18 protein-coding genes and 2 pseudogenes are annotated in these 23,024 nt (G+C 66.4%); 7 read left to right on the forward strand and 13 right to left on the reverse strand.

Annotated features, from left to right (window positions below; all coding sequences use genetic code 11):
* The first annotated feature begins 26 nt into the window (after window positions 1-26).
* The gene (locus ASG11_RS06640; protein ID WP_201781288.1) at window positions 27-1,559 is read left to right on the forward strand and encodes an acyl-CoA synthetase; all 1,533 of its coding nucleotides are present in this window, start codon (window positions 27-29) and stop codon (window positions 1,557-1,559) included.
* Window positions 1,560-1,671: 112 nt separating this feature from the next.
* Window positions 1,672-2,451 (forward strand): crotonase/enoyl-CoA hydratase family protein, encoded by a 780-nt coding sequence (locus ASG11_RS06645; RefSeq protein WP_055776799.1) that lies wholly within the window; start codon window positions 1,672-1,674, stop codon window positions 2,449-2,451.
* A 110-nt stretch (window positions 2,452-2,561) separates the two neighbouring features.
* Here the strand turns inward: ASG11_RS06645 and ASG11_RS06650 are convergent, their stop codons facing one another.
* The 3 genes from ASG11_RS06650 to ASG11_RS06660 all read right to left on the reverse strand — a co-directional run bounded on the left by ASG11_RS06650 (window position 2,562) and on the right by ASG11_RS06660 (window position 5,224).
* Complete coding sequence (locus ASG11_RS06650) at window positions 2,562-2,996, reverse strand: acyl-CoA thioesterase (protein ID WP_055776801.1); 435 nt, start codon at window positions 2,994-2,996, stop codon at window positions 2,562-2,564.
* 149 nt (window positions 2,997-3,145) lie between these two features.
* The gene (locus ASG11_RS06655) at window positions 3,146-3,928 is read right to left on the reverse strand and encodes an SDR family NAD(P)-dependent oxidoreductase (protein WP_055780427.1); all 783 of its coding nucleotides are present in this window, start codon (window positions 3,926-3,928) and stop codon (window positions 3,146-3,148) included.
* A gap of 126 nt (window positions 3,929-4,054) precedes the next feature.
* Window positions 4,055-5,224 carry an acetyl-CoA C-acetyltransferase gene (locus ASG11_RS06660; protein ID WP_055776804.1) on the reverse strand — a complete coding sequence of 390 codons (1,170 nt, stop codon included), beginning with the start codon at window positions 5,222-5,224 and terminating at the stop codon, window positions 4,055-4,057.
* A 92-nt stretch (window positions 5,225-5,316) separates the two neighbouring features.
* Here ASG11_RS06660 and ASG11_RS06665 point away from each other — a divergent pair, with 92 nt between their 5' ends.
* Entirely contained in the window at window positions 5,317-5,982 is a 666-nt protein-coding gene (locus ASG11_RS06665) for a nitroreductase (RefSeq protein ID WP_055776807.1), read from the forward strand.
* A 128-nt stretch (window positions 5,983-6,110) separates the two neighbouring features.
* On the opposite strand, the gene ASG11_RS06670 is transcribed toward ASG11_RS06665, so the two are convergent.
* Window positions 6,111-7,532 carry a DEAD/DEAH box helicase gene (locus ASG11_RS06670; protein WP_055776809.1) on the reverse strand — a complete coding sequence of 474 codons (1,422 nt, stop codon included), beginning with the start codon at window positions 7,530-7,532 and terminating at the stop codon, window positions 6,111-6,113.
* A gap of 256 nt (window positions 7,533-7,788) precedes the next feature.
* On the opposite strand from ASG11_RS06670, the gene ASG11_RS06675 reads away from it, so the two are divergent.
* Complete coding sequence (locus tag ASG11_RS06675; protein WP_055776812.1) at window positions 7,789-8,787, forward strand: LLM class flavin-dependent oxidoreductase; 999 nt, start codon at window positions 7,789-7,791, stop codon at window positions 8,785-8,787.
* A 120-nt stretch (window positions 8,788-8,907) separates the two neighbouring features.
* On the opposite strand, the gene ASG11_RS06680 is transcribed toward ASG11_RS06675, so the two are convergent.
* The 3 genes from ASG11_RS06680 to ASG11_RS06690 form a co-directional block, all read right to left on the reverse strand.
* Window positions 8,908-10,305 (reverse strand): sensor histidine kinase, encoded by a 1,398-nt coding sequence (locus ASG11_RS06680; protein WP_055776815.1) that lies wholly within the window; start codon window positions 10,303-10,305, stop codon window positions 8,908-8,910.
* An 81-nt stretch (window positions 10,306-10,386) separates the two neighbouring features.
* Window positions 10,387-11,052 (reverse strand): response regulator transcription factor, encoded by a 666-nt coding sequence (locus tag ASG11_RS06685; protein WP_055776818.1) that lies wholly within the window; start codon window positions 11,050-11,052, stop codon window positions 10,387-10,389.
* Window positions 11,053-11,099: 47 nt separating this feature from the next.
* A complete protein-coding gene (locus tag ASG11_RS06690; RefSeq protein ID WP_055780429.1) occupies window positions 11,100-11,405 on the reverse strand; it encodes a PepSY domain-containing protein in 306 nt (101 codons plus the stop codon).
* Between the two features lie 100 nt (window positions 11,406-11,505).
* Between ASG11_RS06690 and ASG11_RS19480 the strand changes: the two are divergent.
* From ASG11_RS19480 to ASG11_RS19490, 3 genes and pseudogenes are all read left to right on the forward strand, one after another.
* A pseudogene (locus tag ASG11_RS19480) lies at window positions 11,506-11,892 on the forward strand (ATP-binding cassette domain-containing protein); the annotation flags it as partial.
* A gap of 516 nt (window positions 11,893-12,408) precedes the next feature.
* Window positions 12,409-12,744: pseudogene (locus ASG11_RS19485) on the forward strand (ATP-binding cassette domain-containing protein); the annotation flags it as partial.
* Between the two features lie 324 nt (window positions 12,745-13,068).
* Entirely contained in the window at window positions 13,069-13,296 is a 228-nt protein-coding gene (locus ASG11_RS19490) for an ABC transporter C-terminal domain-containing protein (RefSeq protein WP_443024477.1), read from the forward strand.
* Window positions 13,297-13,585: 289 nt separating this feature from the next.
* Here ASG11_RS19490 and ASG11_RS06705 read toward each other — a convergent pair whose 3' ends face one another.
* The 6 genes from ASG11_RS06705 to ASG11_RS06730 form a co-directional block, all read right to left on the reverse strand.
* Complete coding sequence (locus ASG11_RS06705) at window positions 13,586-14,629, reverse strand: sensor histidine kinase (RefSeq protein ID WP_055776829.1); 1,044 nt, start codon at window positions 14,627-14,629, stop codon at window positions 13,586-13,588.
* A 39-nt stretch (window positions 14,630-14,668) separates the two neighbouring features.
* Entirely contained in the window at window positions 14,669-15,481 is an 813-nt protein-coding gene (locus ASG11_RS06710; RefSeq protein WP_055776831.1) for an ATP-binding protein, read from the reverse strand.
* 150 nt (window positions 15,482-15,631) lie between these two features.
* Entirely contained in the window at window positions 15,632-17,809 is a 2,178-nt protein-coding gene (locus ASG11_RS06715; RefSeq protein ID WP_082472634.1) for a tetratricopeptide repeat protein, read from the reverse strand.
* Window positions 17,802-19,154 (reverse strand): PEP-CTERM-box response regulator transcription factor, encoded by a 1,353-nt coding sequence (gene prsR, locus ASG11_RS06720; RefSeq protein ID WP_055780437.1) that lies wholly within the window; start codon window positions 19,152-19,154, stop codon window positions 17,802-17,804. Before prsR ends, ASG11_RS06715 begins: the two co-directional genes overlap by 8 nt.
* A gap of 172 nt (window positions 19,155-19,326) precedes the next feature.
* A complete protein-coding gene (gene prsK, locus ASG11_RS06725; RefSeq protein WP_055776834.1) occupies window positions 19,327-21,378 on the reverse strand; it encodes an XrtA/PEP-CTERM system histidine kinase PrsK in 2,052 nt (683 codons plus the stop codon).
* A gap of 4 nt (window positions 21,379-21,382) precedes the next feature.
* A complete protein-coding gene (locus ASG11_RS06730; protein WP_055776837.1) occupies window positions 21,383-22,771 on the reverse strand; it encodes a TIGR03013 family XrtA/PEP-CTERM system glycosyltransferase in 1,389 nt (462 codons plus the stop codon).
* Window positions 22,772-23,024: the final 253 nt, after the last annotated feature.

The raw sequence follows: 23,024 nt of genomic DNA on the forward strand, positions 1-23,024 counted from the left end.
CAAAACACAACCGATAGGAGATGGAAATGCATCCCAGCGTCCATGCCGCCGCAAACGCCGACAAGCCCGCCCTGATCGTCGCCGAGACGGGTGAGACGATCAGCTACGGTGAACTCGACCGTCGATCGAACCGGGCGGCGCATCTGTTTCGCGCGCGCGGGCTGGGCGTCGGCGATACGATCGCCCTCTTCATCGACAATGTGCCGGAATATTACGATCTGGTGTGGGGCGCGCAGCGCAGCGGTCTGTTCTATGTCTGCATCTCCTCGAAGCTGACCGCGCCGGAGGTAGAGTATATCGTGCGCGATTCGGGGGCGAAACTGCTCGTCGTGGGCGAGGCGCTGGCAGGCACCGCGACGCAGATCGATCTTGGATCATGCCTTGGGTTCGCGGTGGGGCCGGTGGCGGGGTTCGAGGATTGGCGCGCCGGTGCTTCGGCGATGCCCGACACGCCGATCCCGGACCAGCGCGCCGGCGTGGACATGCTTTATTCCTCCGGCACGACCGGGCGGCCGAAGGGCGTGCGCGTCGCGTTGCCGGAGGATCCCGATATCGCCACGCCCAACGTGCTGATGCAACTTGCGCAGGCGTTGTACGGGCTGGGGCCGGACACGATCTACCTCAGTCCCGCGCCGCTCTATCACGCCGCGCCCTTGCGCTGGTCGATGACGGTGATGCGGCTCGGCGGCACCGTGGTGATGATGCAGCATTTCGATCCGGAGGCCGCGTTGGGCGCGATCGCGCGGTACAAGGTGACGGCGAGCCAGTGGGTGCCGACGCATTTCGTGCGCATGCTGAAACTCGATCCTGCGGTGCGCGCTACCTACGACCTGTCCAGCTTGAAGGTCGCGATTCATGCCGCTGCGCCGTGCCCGGTACCCGTGAAGCAGGCGATGATCGACTGGTGGGGGCCGGTGCTGTTCGAATATTATGCCGGATCGGAAGGCAACGGCCTGACCGCGATCGATTCCGCGCAGTGGCTGGCGCATCCCGGATCGGTCGGGCGCGCGGTATATGGCGCGCTGCACGTGTGCGACGAGGCGGGCGAGGAACTCGGCGCCGATGCCGAGGGGCTGATCTATTTCAGCGGCGGCGGTACGTTCGAATATCATAACGATCCGGACAAGACCGCCGAGACCCGGCACGCGAAGGGCTGGACGACGCTGGGCGATATCGGGCGGATCGATGCCGATGGCTTCCTGTATCTCACCGATCGCAAGAGCTTCATGATCATTTCCGGCGGCGTGAACATCTATCCGCAGGAGATCGAGAACCGCCTGATCACCCATCCGCGCGTCGCCGATGTCGCCGTGATCGGCGGGCCGGATGCGGAAATGGGCGAGCGCGTGATCGCGGTGGTTCAGCCGCTGGACATGGCCGAGGCGGGCGAGGCGCTGGCGGCGGAACTGACCGCCTGGTGCCGGGCCGAACTGTCGGGCGTGAAGACGCCGCGCCAGATCGATTTCGCCGAGGAATTGCCGCGGCACGCGACGGGCAAGCTGTACAAGCGCTTGCTTCGCGACCGCTATTGGGGCGAGAGCGGCAGCCGGATTGTTTAACTCCGATCGTCATCCCGGCGCAGGCTGGGATCTTCATGAGGCGCGCGATGCGCACGCCCCATGAAACCCCAGCCTGCGCTGGGGTGACGGTGTGTGGAATGAGGAGAGAGAAATGAACGACCGCGTATCGATCACCGTCACCGACCAGATCGCCGATGTCCGTCTGACCCGCGCCGACAAGATGAACGCGATCGACCCGGCGATGTTTACCGGGATCGGCGCGGCGATCGACGAACTGGCGGGCCGCAAGGATGTGCGCTGCGTGGTGTTGTCGGGCGAGGGACGGGGGTTCTGCGCCGGGCTCGACATGGCGAGCATGGCGGCGGGCGGCTCCGGCACCGGGCGCGAGCGCAACGATCAGGGCAGCATCCTGCCGCAGCACGTGACCTGGGGCTGGCGCAACCTGCCGATGCCGGTGATCGCGGCGGTGCACGGCGTGGCGATGGGCGGCGGGTTCCAGATCATGTCGGGTGCGGACATCCGCATTGCCGCGCCGGGAACGCGCTTCGCGATCCGAGAGACCTATTGGGGGCTCGTGCCGGACATGGCCGGCTTTCCGATCTGGCGCGGGCTCGTGCGCGACGATGTGCTGCGCGAGCTGGTCTATACCGCGCGCGAATTCGACGCCGACGAAGCACTGGGGCACGGCTTCGTCACGCGCATGGCGAAGGATCCGCATGCGGCGGCAATCGACTTGGCCAAGCAGATCGCCGGGCGCAGCCCGCACGCGATCCGTGGTGCCAAGCGACTGTGCAACATGGCGCACGACGCCGATCCGCGCGCGATGCTGGTCGCTGAAACGGACGAGCAGGTGAAGGTGATCGGCAAGCCGAACATGATGGAGGCGGTGGCGGCGAACATGGGGAAGCGGGCTGCGGTGTTCGTGGATTGATATCCGTCATCGTCACCCCCGAGCAGGCTGGAATCTTTGCGGAGAGCGCTGGCAAGAGCCGCTTGAGATCCCAGGCTGCGCCGGGGTGACGCGTGGAGGGAGGAAACGGGCTAAAGCGGTTGCCTGACCTTGTGCTGCTCGAGCCCCGCCCGGAAATCATCTGGCAGCGCGGTGGCGCCGCCACCGCCGCTCATCACCAGCACCGCGTCGCATGTGGCGATGCATTCGTCCTCCTGCCACGCCGCGGCCAGAATGTGCCAGCTGCGCGTGCCGATGTCGCTGATCCCGGTCGCGACATCGATGTCGGTGGGGAAGTGCGCTTCAGCGAGATAGTTGATGTTGATGTTGGCGACGAGCCAGCGATGACCGTGCCAGCCGCTCAATCCCATCGATCGGTTGAAGCGCACGCGTGCCGTTTCGAACACCCCCGCCATCGCCACGTTGTTGACATGGCCTAGCGGATCGAGGTCCTGGAACCGGGTCTGGATCACATCGCGGTGCGGATAGGATGCGGGGTCGAGCCGCCAGGGTTCGGGTCTTGCCATCGTCTTCTTTCTATCCCCCTCCCGCTTGTGGGAGGGGTTAGGGGAGGGGCTATCGTAAGCGACAAAAGCCTATTCGTCATGCCCTCCCCCGCCCCCTCCCGCAAGCGGGAGGGGAGAAGATCAGCGCGACGCCATGCACCCGTCCGCCCTCAGCGTGGAGCCATGCGGATCGCGCCGTCCAGCCGTACGTCCTCGCCGTTGAAATAGCTGTTTTCCAGCATCGTCATCGCGAGGCTGGCATATTCGGGTGCGTTGCCGAGGCGCTTGGGGAAGGGGACGCTGGCGGCGAGATTGTCCTTTACCGCTTGCGGCGCGCCCTGCATCAGCGGCGTGTTAAAGATGCCGGGCAGGATCGTGTTGATGCGGATTCCTTCGCTCATCAGGTCGCGCGCGATCGGCAGGGTCATGCCGACGACGCCACCCTTGGACGCACTGTAGGCGGCCTGGCCCATCTGGCCGTCCTCGGCGGCGACCGAGGCGGTCATCACGATCGCGCCGCGCTCGCCGTCTTCGCCCGGCTCCAGCGTCAACATGCCGGCCGCAGACTTGGCGACGCAACGAAACGTGCCGACCAGATTGATCTGGATCAGCCAGTTGAATGCTTCGAGGCTGAAATGCTTGATGCTGCCGTCTTCCTTCGAACGGCTGGCGGTCTTCATCGCGTTGCCGGTCCCGGCGCAGCACACGAGCACCGATTCCTGGCCGTGCGCCGCGCGCGCCTTGGCGAAGCCGGCATCGACGCTCTCGTCGCTGGTGACGTTCACTTCGCAAAAGACGCCGCCGATATCCGCCGCGACGGCCTCGCCCTTTTCGGCCTGCAGATCGAAGATCGCGACCTTGACGCCTCTGGCGGCAAGCGCTCGCGCGGTGGCCTCGCCGAGGCCGGAGGAGCCGCCGGTGACGACGGCGGCGGTGGTCGAATCGAGTTTCATGTGGTTTTTCTCCTTGATCGTCATTTCGGCGAAGGCCGGGATCTCATTGAGGCGCGCGGTGCGGCTGCCCCACAGAGACCCCAGCCTGCGCTGGGGTGACGAATGTGGTGGTTCGGGTGTCGGTGCTTACAGCCGCTCGACGATCGTGACGTTGGCGATGCCGCCGCCTTCGCACATCGTCTGCAGGCCGTAGCGCCCGCCACTCTTGTGCAACGCGTGAACCAGGGTCGCCATCAGCTTCGTGCCGGAGGCGCCGAGCGGATGGCCGAGCGCGATCGCGCCGCCGTTGACGTTGAGCTTGGCCGGATCGCCGCCGACATGCTTCAGCCAGGCCAGCGGCACCGGCGCGAACGCCTCGTTCACCTCGTAAAGATCGATATCCTCGATCTTCATGCCGGCGCGCTTCAGCGCCTTGTCGGTCGCGAACAGGGGCTCTTCCAGCATCACCACCGGATCGCCGCCGGTAACGGTGAGGTTGTGGATGCGCGCGAGCGGGGTCAGTCCATGTTCCTTCAGCGCTTTCTCGCTGACGATCAGCACCGCGCTCGCCCCGTCGCAGATCTGGCTGGCATTGGCGGCCGAGATCACACCGCCTTCCTGCAATAGCTTGACCGAATGAATGCCTTCGAACGTCGCGTCGAAGCGGATACCCTCGTCGGTGACGTGGCAGATCTCGCCCTCCGGCGTTTCGATCATCAGGCCGACGATCTCGTCCTTGAAGTCGCCGCGCTCGGTCGCCGCCGCTGCGCGACGGTGCGATTCGAGCGCGTAGCGATCGAGTTCGTCGCGCGAGAAACCGTATTTGTCGGCAATCATCTGCGCGCCCATGAACTGGCTGAACTGAACGCCGGGATAGCGTGCCTCCTGTCGCGACGACTTGGAGGTGCCGAGGCCGGCCTTGGCGAACAGCATACCGGTGGAGCCCATCGGTACGCGCGTCATGCTCTCCACCCCGGATGCGATCACCACGTCCTGCGTTCCCGACATGATCGCCTGCGCGGCGAACTGAATCGCCTGTTGGCTGGACCCGCACTGGCGATCGATCGTCACGGCCGGCACGCTTTCGGGCAGCTTCGATGCCAGCACCGAACCGCGCCCGATCTGGAAGCTCTGTTCGCCACCCTGGCTGACGCAGCCCATGATGACGTCCTCGACCGCCGCCGGATCGATCCCGGTGCGATCGACCACGGCATCGAGCACCGCGCCGCCCATGTCGGCGGGGTGCCATCCGGCGAGCTTGCCGCCGCGTTTGCCGCCGGCGGTGCGCACGGCTTCGACGATATAGGCTTCGGGCATTCCGACTCTCCAATCAGTTGTGCTTTGCAACCTCTCTTGCCCAAAGCGGCGCACTCGGCAAGAGTCGGCTTTGTCAGCGAGAGGATGATCGGGTGGATGTCAGCGAAGCCGTAGCGGCAAGGCGATCGGTGCGCGGGTTTCTGGACGAGCCGGTCGATCCGGCGGTGCTGGAAGAGATCGTGCGCAAGGCGGCGCGCGCGGCCACGGGGGGCAATCTGCAACCCTGGCATATCGACCTGGTATCGGGCGAGTCGCTGGCCGAGCTGAAGGCGATCATGGCGGCCAAGCTGAGCGCCGGCGAGGCCGAGGAGCCGGCCTATGCGATCTATCCGCCAATGCTGACCGCGCCCTATCGCGACCGGCGCTTCGCGATCGGCGAAGCGATGTATCGTGAGATCGGCATCCCGCGTGAGGACAAGGCGGCGCGGCGGATGTGGTTCGCGCGCAACTTCCAGTTCTTCGGCGCGCCGGCGGCCTTGTTCTGCACGGTCGATCGCCAGATGGGCCCGCCGCAATGGTCGGACCTGGGAATGTATCTGCAGACCGTGATGCTGTTGGCGGTGGAAGCGGGTTTGGCGACCTGCGCGCAGGAATGCTGGGCGATGTATCCGGACACCGTGACCGCGTTCCTCGGAACGCCGGACGAGCGGATGCTGTTCTGCGGCATGGCGATCGGGTTCGAAGACCCGGCGGAACCTGCCAACCGCTTGCGTAGTGCGCGGGCCGATGAGGCGGAATGGCTGACCGTGAGATCTTGAAATCCTCCCGGGCACGGGGAGGGGGGCCGCGAAGCGGTGGAGGGGGCTCTCCGCGAACGTAGCGCTCGTGGAGATCCCCTTCCGTCAGCCTGTAGCTGCCACCTCCCCGTGCCTGGGAGGAATTTAGATCAGCCCGCCGCTGGCGAGCGACGGCCACCGCCGCCGGCACCCTGACGGCGTGGGCCGTTGCCACCGGGGCGACCCTGGCCGCCCGGGCGACCCTGACCGCCGGGGCGGCCTGCGCCGCCGGCCGGGCGACCCGCGCCACCGGCCGGACGGCCGGCACCTTCGGGACGCGCGCCGGTCGGGCGGGCGCTGTGCGTCGCCTTGGGCGGGGCGCGGTGGCGGCCGCTGTCGTCGCGGCGGCGATCGTCGTCGCTGCCGGCCGGGCGGTTGGCCTTGATCTTCGCCGCTTCGGCCATGAAGCCTTCCGGCAGCGGCATGATCGTCGGCTTGACTCGGGTCAGCTTCTCGATGTCGCGCAGATAGCTCTTCTCGTCATCCGCCACGAAGCTGATCGCCACGCCGCTGGCTCCCGCACGCGCGGTGCGGCCGATGCGGTGGACGTACTGCTCCGGCACGTTGGGCAGTTCGAAGTTGAACACGTGGCTCACGCCCGAGACGTCGATGCCGCGCGCGGCGATGTCGGTCGCGATCAGCACCTTGACCTTGCCCTGCTTGAACTCGCCGAGCGCGCGTTCGCGCTGCGGCTGGCTTTTGTTGCCGTGGATCGCGTTGGCGGGAATGCCGGCATGACCCAGCAGCTTCACGACGCGATCGGCGCCGTGCTTGGTGCGGGTGAAGACCAGGCAGCGCTCGATCTCCGGGTTGCGCAGGTGGATCGTCAGCAGCGCCTGCTTCTCACCCTGATTGACGTGCGTGGCGAACTGCTCGACCCGCTCCGCCGTGGTCGAGACCGGGGCGACCTTGACGGTGACCGGCTCCTTCAGGAACTGGTCGGCCAGTTCGCGGATCGCATTCGGCATGGTGGCCGAGAAGAACAGGGTCTGGCGCTGCTTGGGCAGCATGCGGACGATCTTGCGCAGGGCGTGGATGAAGCCCAAGTCGAGCATCTGGTCGGCCTCGTCGAGGACGAGGATTTCCAGCATCGCGAGGCTGACGAAACGCTGTTCGATCAGATCGAGCAGGCGGCCCGGCGTGGCGACGAGGATATCGACGCCGCGGCTCATGTCCTGACGGTTCTTGTTGATGCTGGTACCGCCGAATACGGTGGCGACGCTCATCTTGCTGAACTTGCCATAGTCCCGTGCGCTGTCGGCGATCTGGCTGGCCAGCTCGCGCGTCGGGGCGAGCACGAGCATGCGACAATGCGTCGGATGGATCTGCTTGGGCGCTTCGACCATGCGCTGGATCGACGGCAGCACGAAGGCCGCAGTCTTGCCCGTGCCGGTCTGCGCGATGCCGAGCAGATCGCGACCCTGCAGCAGCGTCGGGATCGACTGCGCCTGGATCGGGGTGGGAGTGGTATAGCCCTTTGCTTCGAGCGCGCGGACCAAGGGATCGGCGAGGCCGAGTTGTGCGAAATTCATAATATAAATAGCCTAGTGGCCATCGGCGCACGCCGCATGAGCGGACGCACGAATGGCGGGGGAGAATGACACCCCGCGTGAAATGGGAAGTCCGTTTGGTAACGACCGAGGCGGAGCCGGACGTTCAAGTCCAATCACGCTGCATGACGCCTCGATAGCGGCCATATGCATGCTGCGGTGCAAAATGTCAACTTTTGTTTCGATCGGTACAGAATAGACGTTGGCGAACGCTGCATGTCTCCCCACATCCGTCGTCATGACAGACTATTCCCTACTCGATCTCGTCCCCGTCGTCGAAGGCGGGTCCGTTTCACAAGCTCTCGCCAATGCCGCTGATCTGGCTCGGCACGCGGAAAGTGTCGGGTTCCGTCGCTATTGGACGGCTGAGCATCACGGCATGGCGGGAATTGCCAGCGCGGCGACCTCTGTGGTGCTGGGACACGTCGCTGCTGCCACCTCCACCATCCGCATCGGTGCGGGCGGGATCATGCTTCCAAACCACGCGCCGCTGGCGATCGCCGAGCAGTTCGGCACGCTGGACGCGCTGTTTCCGGGCCGGATCGATCTCGGCCTCGGCCGCGCGCCGGGATCGGATCAGCGCGTCGCGCACGCCATGCGCCGCAGCCTGAACAGCGACGCCAACGCCTTTCCCCAGGACGTCTTGGAACTGCAGAGCCTGTTTGCCGACGATGGGCAGACGGGCATCACCGCGACACCGGGTGCGGGCGCGAAGGTTGATTTGTGGATCCTTGGATCGAGCACGTTCGGCGCGCAGCTGGCGGCCGCGTTGGGCCTGCCCTATGCTTTCGCCTCGCACTTCGCGCCCGATGCGCTGGCCTCCGCGATCGCGATCTACCGTCGCGATTTCAAACCGTCGGCGGTGCTGGATCGGCCTTATATGATGGCCGGGTTCAACGTTTTCGCCGCCGACACCGATGCGGAGGCGGAATTGCTCGCCAGCTCGCAGCAGCAGTCGTTCGTGGCGCTGCGGACCGGCAATCCGGGCAAGCTGAAGCCGCCGCTCGCCGGCTATCGCGACACGCTGGGCGCGCAGGGCCAGGCGATCCTCGATCATGTCTTGCAATGCTCGGCGGTCGGCGGCCCGGCCAAGGTTGCGCGCGGCATCGCCGAGTTCGTCGCGCGCACCGGGGTCGATGAGGTCATGGTGGCGAGTTCGATCTACGACCACGAAGCGCGCAAACGGAGCCTGACGATCACGGCGAACGCGATGGCGGAGTTGAAGGCGGCGGCTTAGACTTGGTTTTATTCTATCGGAACGCCCCACTCCGTTTGTGCTGAGTCAGTCGAAGAACGGTTTGGGGCATGCCCGTCGACAAGCTCAGGGCGAACGGGTGATTGCTACAATATATCGGCTTCAATTTGCCGCCGGCAACCTCAACCGCACGAGCAATCCACCCAGATCCTCGCTCTCCTCCAAGCTCACCGTTCCCTCGTAGATTTCCGCAACGTCACGGACGATCGCCATGCCAAGGCCAGTGCCGGGCTTGCCCGAGTCCAGCCGGACGCCGCGGTCGAAGATGCGGATGCGTTGTTCCTCGGGGATGCCCATGCCGTCATCCTCGATCAGGAATTCGACGAAGCCGGAATGCTGGCCGACCGTCACGAACACGCTGCCGCCGCCATATTTCGCGGCATTCTCGATCAGATTGCCGAGCATCTCGTCCAGATCCTGTCGCTCGACATGGACCTGCAGATCCTTCGGCCCGTCGGTGTCGATGCGGACGTGGCGATAGAGCACGCCGACCGCGCGTTCGACGGATTCGAGGCTCGGCCAGACGTCCGCGCGGCTATGCGCCGATCCGCGCCGCCCGACCGCGCGGGCGCGGGCGAGGTGATGATCGACCTGACGCCGCATCGTCCGCGCCTCGCGCACCACCGTCTCGGCGAGATCTTCCGATTCCGCCGTCGCGGCATTCATGATGACGGTCAGCGGGGTCTTCAGCGCATGCGCGAGATTTCCGGCGTGGCGGCGGGCTTCCTCCGCCTGGCGCTCGTTATGCGCGATCAGGCCGTTCAACTCCTCGACCATCGGCGCGACCTCGATCGGCATCGGGCGCTCGATCTGACGCGATTTGCCGCTGCGCATGCGGGCGATCTCCTCGCGCACCTTCCGAAGCGGCCAGAGGCCGTAGAATGTCTGGAGTCCGGCCATCACGAGCAGGCCCAGTCCGAGCAGCGCGAAGCTGCGCACCAGCGTCTTGCGCAGGGCGTTAATCTGCGCATCGAGCCCCTCGCGGCTCTGCGCGACCTGAAAGCGCCAGCGGATCGGCGATCCGGGGAGCTTCACGTCGCGTTCGAGCATACGCAATTTCTCGGTCGGGAATTGCAGGCTGTCATAGACGTGGACGTCGCGGTCCATGTGCGTGGAGCCGTAAGCGAGGCGGCGGTCCCATAGGGAGCGCGAGGGGAAAGCCTCGCGACCCTTGGCGGCGACCTGCCAGTAGAGGCCGGAATAGGGTTCGAGGAAGCGCTGGTCGGCGGGTTCGCGGTTGAACACCACTTCGCCGTCCGGACCGATCTCGGCCGAGACGATCAGGGCAGTCAGAACATATTCGAGCTGATCGTCGAAATTGCGCGTGATCGCGGAGGACAGCACGCGATCGAGCGCATAGCCGCCGCCTGAAAGCAGCAGCAGGATCCATACCGCCGCGATCAGGATCATGCGACGCGACAGCGACCCGGTGGTGCGGACATAGCCGCGCGAGGGCAGGACTTCGCTGTCGCCCGGAGAGATTGCGACGTCTTCCGTCATCCCAGCGGAGGCGGGGATCCCGCTTCCTGTCTAGCGTGGAGAAGAAGCGGGATCCCCGCCTTCGCGGGGATGAGGGCGAGGTCAGGCATCGGGATCTTCGAGCGAATAGCCGAGGCCCCGGATGGTGGTGATCACGTCCTGCCCGAGCTTCTTGCGGATGCGCGTGACGAACACCTCGATCGTGTTCGAATCGCGATCGAAATCCTGGTCGTAGATATGCTCGATCAACTCGGTGCGGCTGACCACCTTGCCCTTGTGGTGGAGCAGGTAGCTGAGCAGTTTGTATTCCTGCGCGGTCAGCTTCACCGGCTCGCCGGCCTTGGTTACCTTGCCCGAACGTGTATCGAGGCGCACATCGCCGGCAGTCAGTTCCGACGAGGCGTTGCCGCTCGCGCGACGGATCAGCGCGCGCAGGCGGGCGATCAGTTCTTCCGACTGGAACGGCTTGGCGACATAATCGTCCGCGCCCGCATCCAGACCGGCGACCTTGTCCGACCAGCTGTCGCGCGCGGTGAGCACCAGCACCGGCGCGGTGCGGCCTTCCTTGCGCCAGCGATCGAGCACGGTGAGCCCGTCGATCTCGGGCAGGCCCAGATCGAGTACGATCGCGTCGTAATTCTCCGTCGAGCCCATGAAATGCCCCTCCTCGCCGTCCGTGGCGAGGTCGATCGCATAGCCGGCGCCTTCCAGCGTGGTCTTGAGCTGCTGGCCGAGATTGGGTTCGTCTTCGACGATCAGGACGCGCATGTTCTTCCCCTAATATCTATTCTTGGGTGTCTGTTCTGCAGCCTGCTTCAATTGCCGGTGCGGCCGACGATCCGGCCCGATGCGCCATCGACCTCGACCCAGATCACCGTGCCATTGCGCAGGAATTTCAGCGTGTAAATGCCGCTGTACGAATCGAGCTCGACGCCGAGATACTGGCTCCCGGGCATCTGCGGCACGATGCGCCGTTCGATTTCGCGCAACGGGAGGATCTTGCCCTGGCGCCGCGCCTCGAACGCCTCGACCTGATCGCCACGGCGTTGCGGCGGCGCGGGTTCGCCGACGGCGGGTGCGGCGGCAAGCAGGCACAGAGCGAGGGTGACGGGCATCTTCATCGGATGTCGCATAGGGGGACCGGCTTGAACAGCCTGTGAATACGCCTGTCAGCATGTCGACAACTTGCCGCGCCGCAGCAACACCCCTAACGGAACCGCCATGGCAGCCCCCGCACCGATCCTCGCATTTGAAAATCTCGGCATCGTTCAGGGATCGGGGTGGCTGTTCCGCGGCCTCGACATCCATGTCGGGCCACGCGATCGATTGGCGCTGATCGGGCGCAACGGCGCGGGCAAGACGACGTTGCTGAAGCTGATCGCCGGTTCGATCGAGGCCGACGAGGGGCGGCGCACGATCCAGCCCGGCACGCGCGTGATCCTGCTCGAACAGGAGCCGGATCTGCGCGCGTACAAAACGCTGATGGACTACGTCCTGTCGGGTGACGACGCGCCGATGGAGTACGAGGCGGACGCGATCGCCGACCAACTGGGCATCGACCTGTCGCGAGAGGCGGCCTCGGCGAGTGGCGGCGAGCGGCGACGCGCGGCGATCGTTCGCGCGCTGGCGCTGGAGCCGGACATGCTCCTGCTCGACGAGCCGACCAACCATCTGGATATCGCCGCGATCGAATGGATCGAGCAATGGCTGTCGCGCTTCAACGGCGCGTTCGTCGTGATCAGCCATGATCGCACCTTCCTGACGCGCCTGACCAAGCAGACCTTGTGGCTGGACCGCGGCACGGTGCGGCGTGCGGAGATCGGGTTCGGCGGGTTCGATGCCTGGACCGAGCAGGTCTATGCCGACGAAGCGCGCAATGCCGAGAAGCTGGACGCCCGGCTGAAGCTGGAGGAGCATTGGCTGCTGCGCGGCGTGACCGGGCGGCGCAAGCGCAACCAGGGGCGACTGACCAAGCTGATCGAGATGCGTGCCGAACGTGCGTCGATGATCGGGCCGCAAGGGTCCGCCAACCTGACGATCGGCACCGACGACGCCAAGACCAAGGTGGTGATCGACGCCAAGCATATCTCCAAGAGCTTCGGGGCGCGGCCGATCATCACCGACCTGTCGCTGCGCGTGACCCGCAAGGATCGCATCGGCATCGTCGGGCAGAACGGCGCGGGCAAATCGACCCTGCTCAAGCTGCTGACCGGCGAGTTGGAGCCGGATTCGGGCAATATCCGTTTCGCCAAGACGATGGAGCGCATCGTCATCGACCAGCAGCGCAGCAAGATGGCCCCGGAAAAGACCGTGCGCGACGTGCTGGCGGATGGTGGCGACTGGATCGAGGTGCAGGGTAATCGCAAGCACGTCGTCGGGTATCTCAAGGAATTTCTGTTCGACCCGAACGTGCTCGATGCCAAGATCGGTACGCTGTCGGGCGGGGAGCGATCGCGCCTGTTGCTGGCGCGCGAGTTCGCCAAGCCGAGCAATCTGCTGGTGCTGGACGAGCCCACCAACGATCTCGATCTCGAGACGCTCGACCTGTTGCAGGACGTGATCGGCGATTATGACGGGACGGTTCTGATCGTCAGCCACGATCGCGACTTTCTCGACCGGACGGTGACGATCACGCTTGGGCTGGACGGTTCCGGCACGGTCGATGTCGTGGCCGGCGGCTATGAGGATTGGGAACGCAAGCGCAAGGCGGCGGCGCCGAAGCGCGCCGGCGGATCGCGCAAGGTGCAGGCCACCGCGCCGCCTCCGCCGCCGCCCGCTCCCAAGGTGAAGCTGACCTTCAAGGACAAGCACGATTTCGAGATCCTGCCCAAGCGGATCGAGGAATTGGAGGCGGCGATCGCGCGCGATGAGAAGGCCCTGAGCGATCCGGCCCTCTATTCGAAGGATTTCGCGAAGTTCGAGGCGCTGACCAAGGCGGTCGACAAGGCCCGCGGCGAGAAGGAGGCGGCGGAATTGCGCTGGCTCGAACTGGCGGAGATGGTCGAAGGCTGATTGCGACGGTGGGGGCGGAGCGATATTATCGGTCCGTCCGCCGGGAGGTCATCGTGAACGCAATACGCATGCTCAAGATCGATCCGACCGACGACGCCAGTTGATTCAGGAAGGGCTGGGCAGCGGCGAACCAGTGGATGGCAATTTCGCTTTGGAAGACATCAAGCGGCGCGATGCGGGACGTCTGGCAGAGCTGCGTAATCACTGACGAATGCGATGGTGAGGTGCTTGTCCTCCGCGTTCTGCACGGTGCCCGCGATATCGAAGCGTTGGACTTCGCGCCGCCCGATCAACCCGCCAATTCCAGCGTCACTCGCGTGCCCGTGCGGTCGCTGTCGGTGGTCAGCGTGCCCCCGGCCTGGCGTGCGAACGCTTCGATCAGGCGGGAGCCGAGGCCGTTGTGCGGGCCCGGCTTGGCCGGCATTTCCGGCAGGCCGACTCCGTCGTCGGTCACCACCACGGTCCAGCCCTTCCTGTGCGTGCGGAACGTCACCGCGATCGTGCCGATGTCGCGGCCGACAAAAGCGTGCTTGGCGGCGTTGGTGACGAGTTCGTTGATGATCAGCCCGATCGAGACCGCGCGGTCGCGCGGCACGTCCGCGGTGTCGGTGTCGCACGACAGGGCGATGCCGCCCTGAAGGAACAGGGCCTCGGACAAAGCGGCGCACAGATCGCCGAGATACTCCTTCATCTCGACCAGTCCGGGCTGGCCGCTGCCGCGATAGAGATGGCGGTGCGCGCGGGCGATGCTGTCGACGCGGGCCTGCGCGCTGGCCAGCGCCTCGATCGTCGCCGGATCGGTCGCGCGGCGCTTCTGCATGTCGAGCAGGCTGGCGACGATCGCGAAATTGTTCTTCATCCGATGATCGAATTCGCTGAGGAACAGATCACGGTCGGCGATCTCGCGATCGCGCTCCTCGGTCGCCAGCCGCGCGGAGCGGCGGAAGAGTTCGGCTATCGTGGTGGTGATGATCGAGGTGACCACGATGACGCCGAGGGTGAACGGACCCTTGGCGTCGGCGAAGTGGAACGAATTCGCGACCGGAAGCAGATAATACCAGGCATAGAGGATCGACAGCGACGCACTGACGAATCCGGCGCCCCAGCGTGCGAACAGGGTGGCGACGATCAGGGCGGGATAGACCAAAGCGAACGGCGCCGCACCCGGGGCGACGAGATCGAAGAACAGCCGGACAATGCCCGCGCCACCGGCGGTGCACACGCCGACGCCGACCTGGGTCACCCAGACCGGGACGGTCGGGGCGAGACGGTCGCACAGATCGAGTTCGCCGAGATGGGCCATGCGCGGAATGGGCCGCGCGGTGCGGTTCAAGTCAAGTGCCGTTCGCGCGTCGATTGATTGCGATCAACGTCAAATCAGTGCCTTGCCGCGACGCCCGGCCAGATCGATGATATAGTGCCAGGCGACACGGCCCGATCGGCTGCCGCGCCGCGTGGCCCAATTGACCGCCTCGGCCGGATCGAAGGGCAGATCGTGGGCGGCGGCATAGCCCTGGACCGCGGCGAGATAGAGATCCTGGTCCATTACGTGGAAACCGAGGCTGAGACCGAAGCGGTCGGCGAGCGCGAGCTGATCGTCGACCACATCGCGCGCGTTGATCGCGCTTTCCTGTTCGGCGATGTCGCGCGGGATCAGGTGGCGGCGATTGGACGTGACCAGCAGTCGCGCATTGGCCGGTCGCGCCTCCGCCCCGCCTTCCAGCATCGAACGCAACGCGCGGGCATCGCCGGCGGCATCGAAGCCGAGATCGTCGATGAACAGGGCGAACGCCCGGGGCAAATCGGCGATCAGCGCGAACAGGGCCGGCAGACTGTCGAGGCTCGCCGTGGCGATCTCGATCAGCGCGATGTCGGCACCTTCGGACTGAAGGTGGGCGACGGCGCTCTTGACCAAGGCCGACTTTCCGGTGCCGCGCGCACCCCAGAGCAGCACGTCGTGCGCGGCATTGCCCCGGGCGAGGCGATCGAGATTGGCGAGAATCGCGGTCTTCTGCGTCTCCACGCCGCGCAGTTGCGCCAGCGGCACGGTGGTGAACGCGCGGGCGGCGACCAAGGTGTCGCCGCGCCAGACATAAGCGGGATGCACGAGCGGATCGGCCGGGGCGGGCGGCGGCGGCGCGATGCGTTCGAGCGCGGCGGCGATGCGGTCGAGGGGGGCGGTCATGTGAGGGGTATAGCGGGCACCGGTTGCGCCGTCATCTTCTCCCCTCCTGGAAGGGAGGGGCGGGGGTGGGTCGCTCTCCGGATGACGATGCAACTGCCCCACACCGACCCACCCCCAACCCCTCCCTTCCAGGGAGGGGAGTAGAAATGGTTACAGCGTCTTCAGCACCGCAGTCGCCGCATCGCGATCGGTGAACCCCGGATCGCGCATCGCCGCCGCGATCTGCCCTTTCGCATCGGCACCGCGCCCGACATCCGCATAGACCTGAGCCAGATGCCAGCGGAGCGCGGCATGGTCCGGGGCGATCGCGACGGCCTTTTCCAGCAACTGCACGGCCTGGCCATCCTTGCCCATCTGATACAGCGCCCAGCCATAGGCGTCCGCCGTCGCCGGATTGAGCGGGGCGAGGGCATATGCGGCCCTGGCATAAGCCCGGCCCGTCTCGGCATCGTCGTCGCCGATATAGGCATAGGCCAGTTCGGTCAGCAACGCCGCGTCGCGATTGCCGATGCGTTCGCGCAAGGCCTCCAGCGTTTCGATCGCGGCGGCATATTCGCCGCCGGCGATCTGCCAATGCGCGGCGAGGCGCTGCGCGACGATATTTTGCGGGTTTTGCGACAGGAACAGGGCCAGCACGTTCGCGGCCTGCGGACGTTGCCCGGCGCGATCCAGCGCGTCGACCGCTCGGAGCATCGTCGGTTCGTCGAAACGGCTGTCGGCGGCGCGGCCATAGGCGCCCGCGGCGTCGGCATACCGGCCCAAGGCGGCGAACGTGTCGCCGAGTGCCAGCTGCGCGGCGGGGGCGCCGGGGGCCATGCGGACGAGCGCCTGCGCCTGGGCCAATGCCTGAGCGGTCTGCCCGGCATCGACCAGTCCGCGCAGATAGCCGACGCGCAGGCTCGGGTCGGCGGGATCGTCGCGCGCGAGGTCCCCGAGCACCGCGACGGTATCGTCCGCGCCGAAGGTCGTGGAGGTCGCGCTGCCGGGATAGGCCGCGCGATCGAGGAATTTCGCCGCCCAGTCGCGCTGGCCGGTGCGCTCGAACGCGCGCGCGACCAGCGTCAGCGTATAGGAATCGGCATCGCCGCGCAGCGCGACCGGACGCAATATGTCGAGCGCGCCCTGAGCATCGCCGGACCGGAGCAGCGCCGCTCCGAGCAGGCGGCGCGCGGAGATGTTCATCGGCTGCTGCCCGACCAATCGACGCCATTTGCTGATCGCGAGTTCGTACGCGCCCGATTGATAATCGAGCGTTCCGCCGAGCAGCAGCGCGCCGGGCAGGCCGTCCAGCGTATCGCCGGTGCGCTGCATCAGGCCGCGCGCCAGATCGTAATTGCCGGCCCGCGCCGCCAGCACGGCCTGCAGATAGAAGGCCTGCGCGCTGTCCGGCCGGGTGGCGAGCGCGCGGCGCGTGGCGTCCAGCATGTCGCCGTAGCGCCCGGCGTCGCCCAGGGTGGAGGCATATTCGATCAGCGCGGGGTGATAATAATAATCGCGTTTCAGCGTCGCCTCGAACCAGGGCAATGCGGCGGTCAGGCCATATTGCGTGCGCACCAGTTCGGCGCGCAGCGTCAGCGCCTCCATATTGGCGGGATCGATCCTGGTCGCGCGGGTCGCGGCGTCGATCGCGCCGGTCACGTCGCCGCCATCATAGCGGATGCGGCCGAGATCGGACCAGGCGGCGCTGTCGTTCGGCGCGGCGGCGAGCAGGGTGGCGAGCAATCGCTGCGCGCCGGGGAAATCGCCCTGCGCCGCCAGTGCGCGTGCGCCGACGCGCAGCGCGTAGCCGGCGTATTTCGGCTTGGCTTTGGCTGCCTCGTCCAACGCGCGATCCGCATCGCCCTGCAACAGATAGGCATGGGCATAGAGTTGGTGCGCACGGCTGACGTCGAAGCCGGTCGCCTTCGCGCGATCCAGTTCGGCCTGCGCGGCGAGCCCATCGCCGAGCGCGAGATAGGCGCGGGCGAGTACGGCATGGGCGAGGCCCCAGCTCGGATCGGTCTTGACCGCGGCCATCGCGTGATTGCGTGCGGCGCTGATGTTGCCGATGCCGAACGCGGTGAGGCTGCGCGCGACCGAGATCCGCGCGCTGGTGGCGTCGGCCTGTGCGGGGGCGGTGGCGGCGAAGGCGAAGAGGGTGGCGGCGATGATCGCCGCGCCACTTGCGAAAAGCGTCGTCCCCCACGCCGTCCGCCCTGAGCCTGTCGAAGGGCTGCCCTTCTTTCCGACCTTGGAAAGGAAGGGCAGTGCTTCGACAGGCTCAGCACGGACGGTGTGGATGGTGAGCGAATGCCCAACACGAATGGGAAGTCTGGCATGGTCACGCATGGAGATCATAGCTCTTCAAAAGATCGTACAGAGTGGGTCGGCTCACCCCCAACAGCTTGGCGGTGTTGGTGATGTTGCCATCGGCGCGGGCCAGCGCGTTGTGGATCGCCTTGCGATCCGCCGTCTCGCGGATCGTGCGCAGATTGAGCGGTTCCGGCTCGGCGTCTTCGGACAGGTCGAGATCGGCGGCGGTGACGAGCTTGCCCTCGGCCATGATCACGGCACGCTTCATGCGGTTTTCCAGCTCGCGCACGTTGCCGGGCCAGCCCCATGCGTCGATCGCGGCGCGCGCATCGGGCGACAGGCCGGTGACGGCGGAGCCCATCGTCTTGGCGTATTTCTTGAGGAAATGCTGCGCGAGCAATCCGGCATCGCCCGAGCGTTCGGCGAGCGACGGGATGCGCACGACGATCTCGGCGAGGCGGTAATACAGATCCTCGCGGAACGCGCCGCTGGCGACCATCGCATCGACGTCCTGATGCGTCGCGCAGACGATCCGCGTATCGACCGCGATCGCCTTGCGCCCGCCGATCCGCTCGATCGTCCGCTCCTGCAGGAAACGCAGCAATTTGACCTGTAGCGGCAGCGGAATGTCGCCCACCTCGTCAAGGAACAGCGTGCCGCCGGCGGCCTGTTCGATCTTGCCCTCGGTGGTCTTCACCGCGCCGGTGAACGCGCCCTTTTCGTGGCCGAAGAGTTCGCTTTCCAGCAACGTCTCGGGGATCGCGGCGCAGTTGATCGCGACGAAGGCCCCCTTCGCGCGCGGAGACGAATCGTGCACGCCGCGCGCGAGCAATTCCTTGCCCGTACCGCTCGCGCCGAGCAGCATGACCGAGACGTCGGCATGCGCGACACGCTCGATCGTGCGCGTCACCTTGAGCATTTCCGGCGCGGCGGTGATCATCCCGCCCAGCGCCGTGCCGCCGGCCTGCGCGGCGAGGCGGCGGTTCTCGGCCTCCAGCGCATGGACGTGGAAGGCGCGCGCGACGATCATGCCGAGCTGGTCGATGTCGATCGGCTTGGCATAGAAATCCCAGGCGCCGTCGGCGATCGCCTTCAGCGCGCTGTCGCGGGCACCGTGACCGGACGCGACGATCACCTTGGTGTCGGGCTTCAGCTTCAGGATCTCGGCCAGCGTGGCGAAGCCCTCGGTCGTGCCGTCCGGGTCCGGCGGCAGGCCGAGATCGAGCGTGACGACATCGGGCTCCTCGGACCGCAGCGCGTCGAGCGCGGAGGCGCGGTCGCCGGCGACGACGACGTCGTAACCCTCATACGCCCAGCGCAATTGGCGCTGCAGGCCGAGATCGTCCTCGACGATGAGGAGTTTCGGTTTGCCGACCGTCACGACCACTGGCCTCCGTTTGCCGGCAGGTCATCTTGCTCCCCTCCCTGGAAGGGAGGGGCTGGGGGTGGGTTGCTATCGAGGGAACGCCGTCCGCGCCTCATGCCGACCCACCCCCGGCCCCTCCCTTCCAGGGAGGGGAGAAGACGTGCGCTTGTGGCTGTATCGTGAACGTTCATGCGGCCTGTTCCATGTGATGCGGTGCGGTGGCGGCGAGCGAGATGCGGAAATGCGTGCCCGCGCCCTCGCGGCTGGTGACGGACACGCCGCCGCCCATGCCCTGGGCCAGTTGGCGGGCCTCGAACGCGCCGATGCCGAAGCCGCCGGGCTTGGACGAGACGAACGGCTTAAACAATTTATCGCGCAGGAACGCGGGCGACATGCCGCAGCCGTGATCGATCACGTCGATCGTCACCGCATCGCCGTCGCGGCCGACCGCGATCGTCACCGGATCGGTCGGCGCGCTCGCCTCGATCGCGTTTTGCAACAGATGGCCGAGCAATTGTTCGAGCCGCACCGGATCGGCATGCGCGAGCGCCGCCGTCCCCTTCGTCACGACCGGATGCTGCGCCCGCCGCCGCGCCGCGACCCGCTCGATCAGTTGCAGCATCTCGACGCTGCGCAGATCCTCGCCGCGCGCGCTGTGATGCTGCGACAGGCGCGCGAGCAGATCGTTCATGCGGCCGGCCGAATCCTGCAGCGTGGCGATCATGTCGGCGCGAAACTCAGGGTTGTCGGCGTGGCGCTCGGCGTTGCGCGCGGTCAGCGTCAACTGGCTGACGAGGTTCTTGATGTCGTGCAAGATGAAGGCGAAGCGGCGATTGAATTCGTCGAACCGCTCGCCCTCGGCCAGCGCTTCCTGCGCGCGCGCCTCGGCGAGGTAGCTGGCCACCTGCCGTCCGGCGATGCGCAGCAGATCGAAATCCTCCCAGTCGAGCGCGCGGTCCACCGGCGGGCGGGCGAGCAGGATCGCGCCCTGCAACCGGTCGAGATGCACCAGCGGCACGACGGCCCAGGCCTCCGGCAGGTCGAGCATCCATTGCGGCACGCTGGCGGCATCGGCCGTCACGGCGCCGGTCGCGCGCACCGAATCGAGTTCGACGATGCGCCCGTCGGTGGCGATGTGGCGGGCCAGCGCCTCTTCGCCGGCGGTCGCGGGCAGCGTGTCGCGGTCCCAGTTCCAGCCCGCGCCGATGCCGAGCGCCGCGCCGTCGGGAACGAGCAGCAGGCCGGCGGGGGAATCGGTCAGGTCGGCGACCGCCTTCACCACCCGGGCGTCGAGCGCCACCGCGCCTTCGGGCTTGCCCAGCGTATCGGTGAAGCGGATCCATTCGGCGCGGTAATCATAGCGGTGGCGGAAGAGGTGCTTGGCCAGCTTCACCTTGGTCCACGCCTTCAGCCAGGGCGAGGAGACGAGGGTCAGCGTCGCGGCGGTCGATCCGAACACGAAGGCGGTCTGCGCCATGCGGGCATTGTCGCCGCCGATCGCGGCGATCGCGCTGGTCGCCAGCGCCATCATCAGCAGATACAGCACGACGCCGGCGAGGCTCAGCGACTGCCAAGCGACCGAGCGCGACAGGCGCAGCGTCCAGTCGCCGTTGCGCAACACGGCGATGGCGAACAGCGGCGCGAGCAGGGCCATCGCCACGCCGCGCACCGCGATCAGCTCCACCGCGTAACCGTCGGTGGCATAACGGATGCCGGACAACACGAAATCCATCCCCCACATGCCGGCGAGCGCGATCACGACCAGGCGGATGCCGCCGCGCGCGCGCGGCGCGACCGCGGCATAGAGGTGATGCACCAGCACCAGCGCGCTGACCGCGACCATCATGCGTAACAGCACGCGCGCGCTGTCGAGCTGCGGCGCGGTCCCCGGATCGATCGCAGCTACCAGAACGATGCCGATCCCGGCGAGCACGATCAGCACCACCGCGCCATAGACGAAGGCGATCGCCCGCAGGTGCGGCGCGTCCCGATCGCGGCGGACGAGCGCGAACATGAAGCCGAGCCAGGCGAGGTTGCGCAGGCTTTCCGCCACCCGAGCGGTCACGTCGCGCGCGTCGATCCCCGCCACCGCCAGCGCCCACAAGGCGGTGGCGATCAGCGCGACGACGAAGGTCAGACGCGGCAGTGCGGTGGTCGCATCGCGCAGTTGCGACAGGGCGATCATGCAGAACAGCAATGCCGCGAGCGCATGGCCCCACAGGATGATCGTCAGCGCCACGGGATCAGCGCACGCCCTCGGGCCACAACACCACGCGGATCGTCTGCAACAGGATCAGCAGATCGAGGAACGGCGAATAGTTCTTGGCGTAATAGAGGTCGTATTCCAGCTTCTGCCGGCTGTCCTCGATCGACGCACCATAGGGATAGTTGATCTGCGCCCAGCCGGTGATGCCGGGCTTCACCATGTGGCGTTCGGCGTAATAATTGAGCTGCTGTTCGAGGTCGTCGACGAATTGCGGACGTTCGGGGCGCGGGCCGACGAAGCTCATCTCGCCTTTCAGCACGCTCCAGGTCTGCGGCAGTTCGTCGATCCGGCATTTGCGGATGAAGCGGCCGATGCGGGTGATGCGCGGATCGTCCTTCTCGGCCCAGACGGCCTTGCCGGCGACCTCGGCGTCCTGGCGCATCGAACGCAGCTTGATGCAGTCGAACCCCACGCCGTACAGCCCGACGCGGCGCTGGCGATAGAAGGCCGGTCCCTTGCTCTCCAGCTTGATCGCGATCGCGGTCAGGATGATCACGGGCGCCATCAGCGTCAGCAGCAAGGCGCTGGCCACGATATCGAACAGCCGCTTGAAGATGCTGGACAGCATCCGCCCGGACGAAAAGCCGTCGGAGAAGATCAGCCAGCTGGGATTGACGCTCTGCAGATCGACCCGGCCCGTCTCGCGTTCCAGGAAGGTCGAGATCTCGTTGACGTGCACGCCGGTCGTCTTGATCCGCAACAGATCCTTCAGCGGCAGCGCGTTGCGGCGTTCCTCCAGCGCGAGCACGACTTCGGAGGCGTTGAGCAGCACGACATGGTCGGCGAGATTGTAGATCGCATCGCGGGCGATCGCTTCGGGAATCACGCGCTGCGGCTCGCTCATCGAGACGTAGCCGACGACGACGAAGCCGGCGCCGGGCGTCTGCCCCAGCGCCTTGAGCCGCGCCGCGCGCGCGCCGGCGCCGAGCACGACGACGCGACGCTTGAACGCCTGGCCGCCGATCATCTTGCCGAGCAGCACGCGCAGCGCGAACAGCAGCACGACCGCGGCAGGCATCGAATACAGCAGGTTCGAGCGCCAGAAGGTCATGCCCGGCAGCATGAAATAGATCACGCTGAGCAGGATGACGCCGAGCGACACGGCGACCAGAATCCGCGCGGCGGCGTGGCGCAGCGATTGCAGCGAATTGGCCCCGTACACGCCGACCGCGATCATCGCGACTTCGAGGCTGGCAGCGAAGCTCAGCAATTGCGGGATCCGCGTATGGATCGGCTCGACCTTCATGCCGATCTGATCGGCGCGATAGACCCATCCGAACTCAGCCGCCGCGATCAGCAGCATCACGTCGAACAGCCCGAGCAGCAGCACGGCATGGGGCACATAATGCTTGAACAGCCTGATCATGTTCGTCTCGCTCTTCGCCCGCGTGCTGTAAGTTTTTCCGACATGGGCGGATCGCTGTCGCAGAAATTGACAAACAAACCTTGAAGAGGGGCAAACCTTGAAGAGGGGCAAACCTTGAAGAGAGACAAACCTAGGACGGATCGACATTCAGCATTTCCCCGTCACCCCGGACCCGTTCCGGGGTCCACCAGGCGGCTTTCGACACGACCTGTAAATTGAACGGCGAACCTGCGGCACGGTGGACCCAGGAACA

Origin of the sequence: Sphingomonas sp. Leaf357 (assembly GCF_001423845.1) — a bacterium.
GTDB lineage: Bacteria > Pseudomonadota > Alphaproteobacteria > Sphingomonadales > Sphingomonadaceae > Sphingomonas.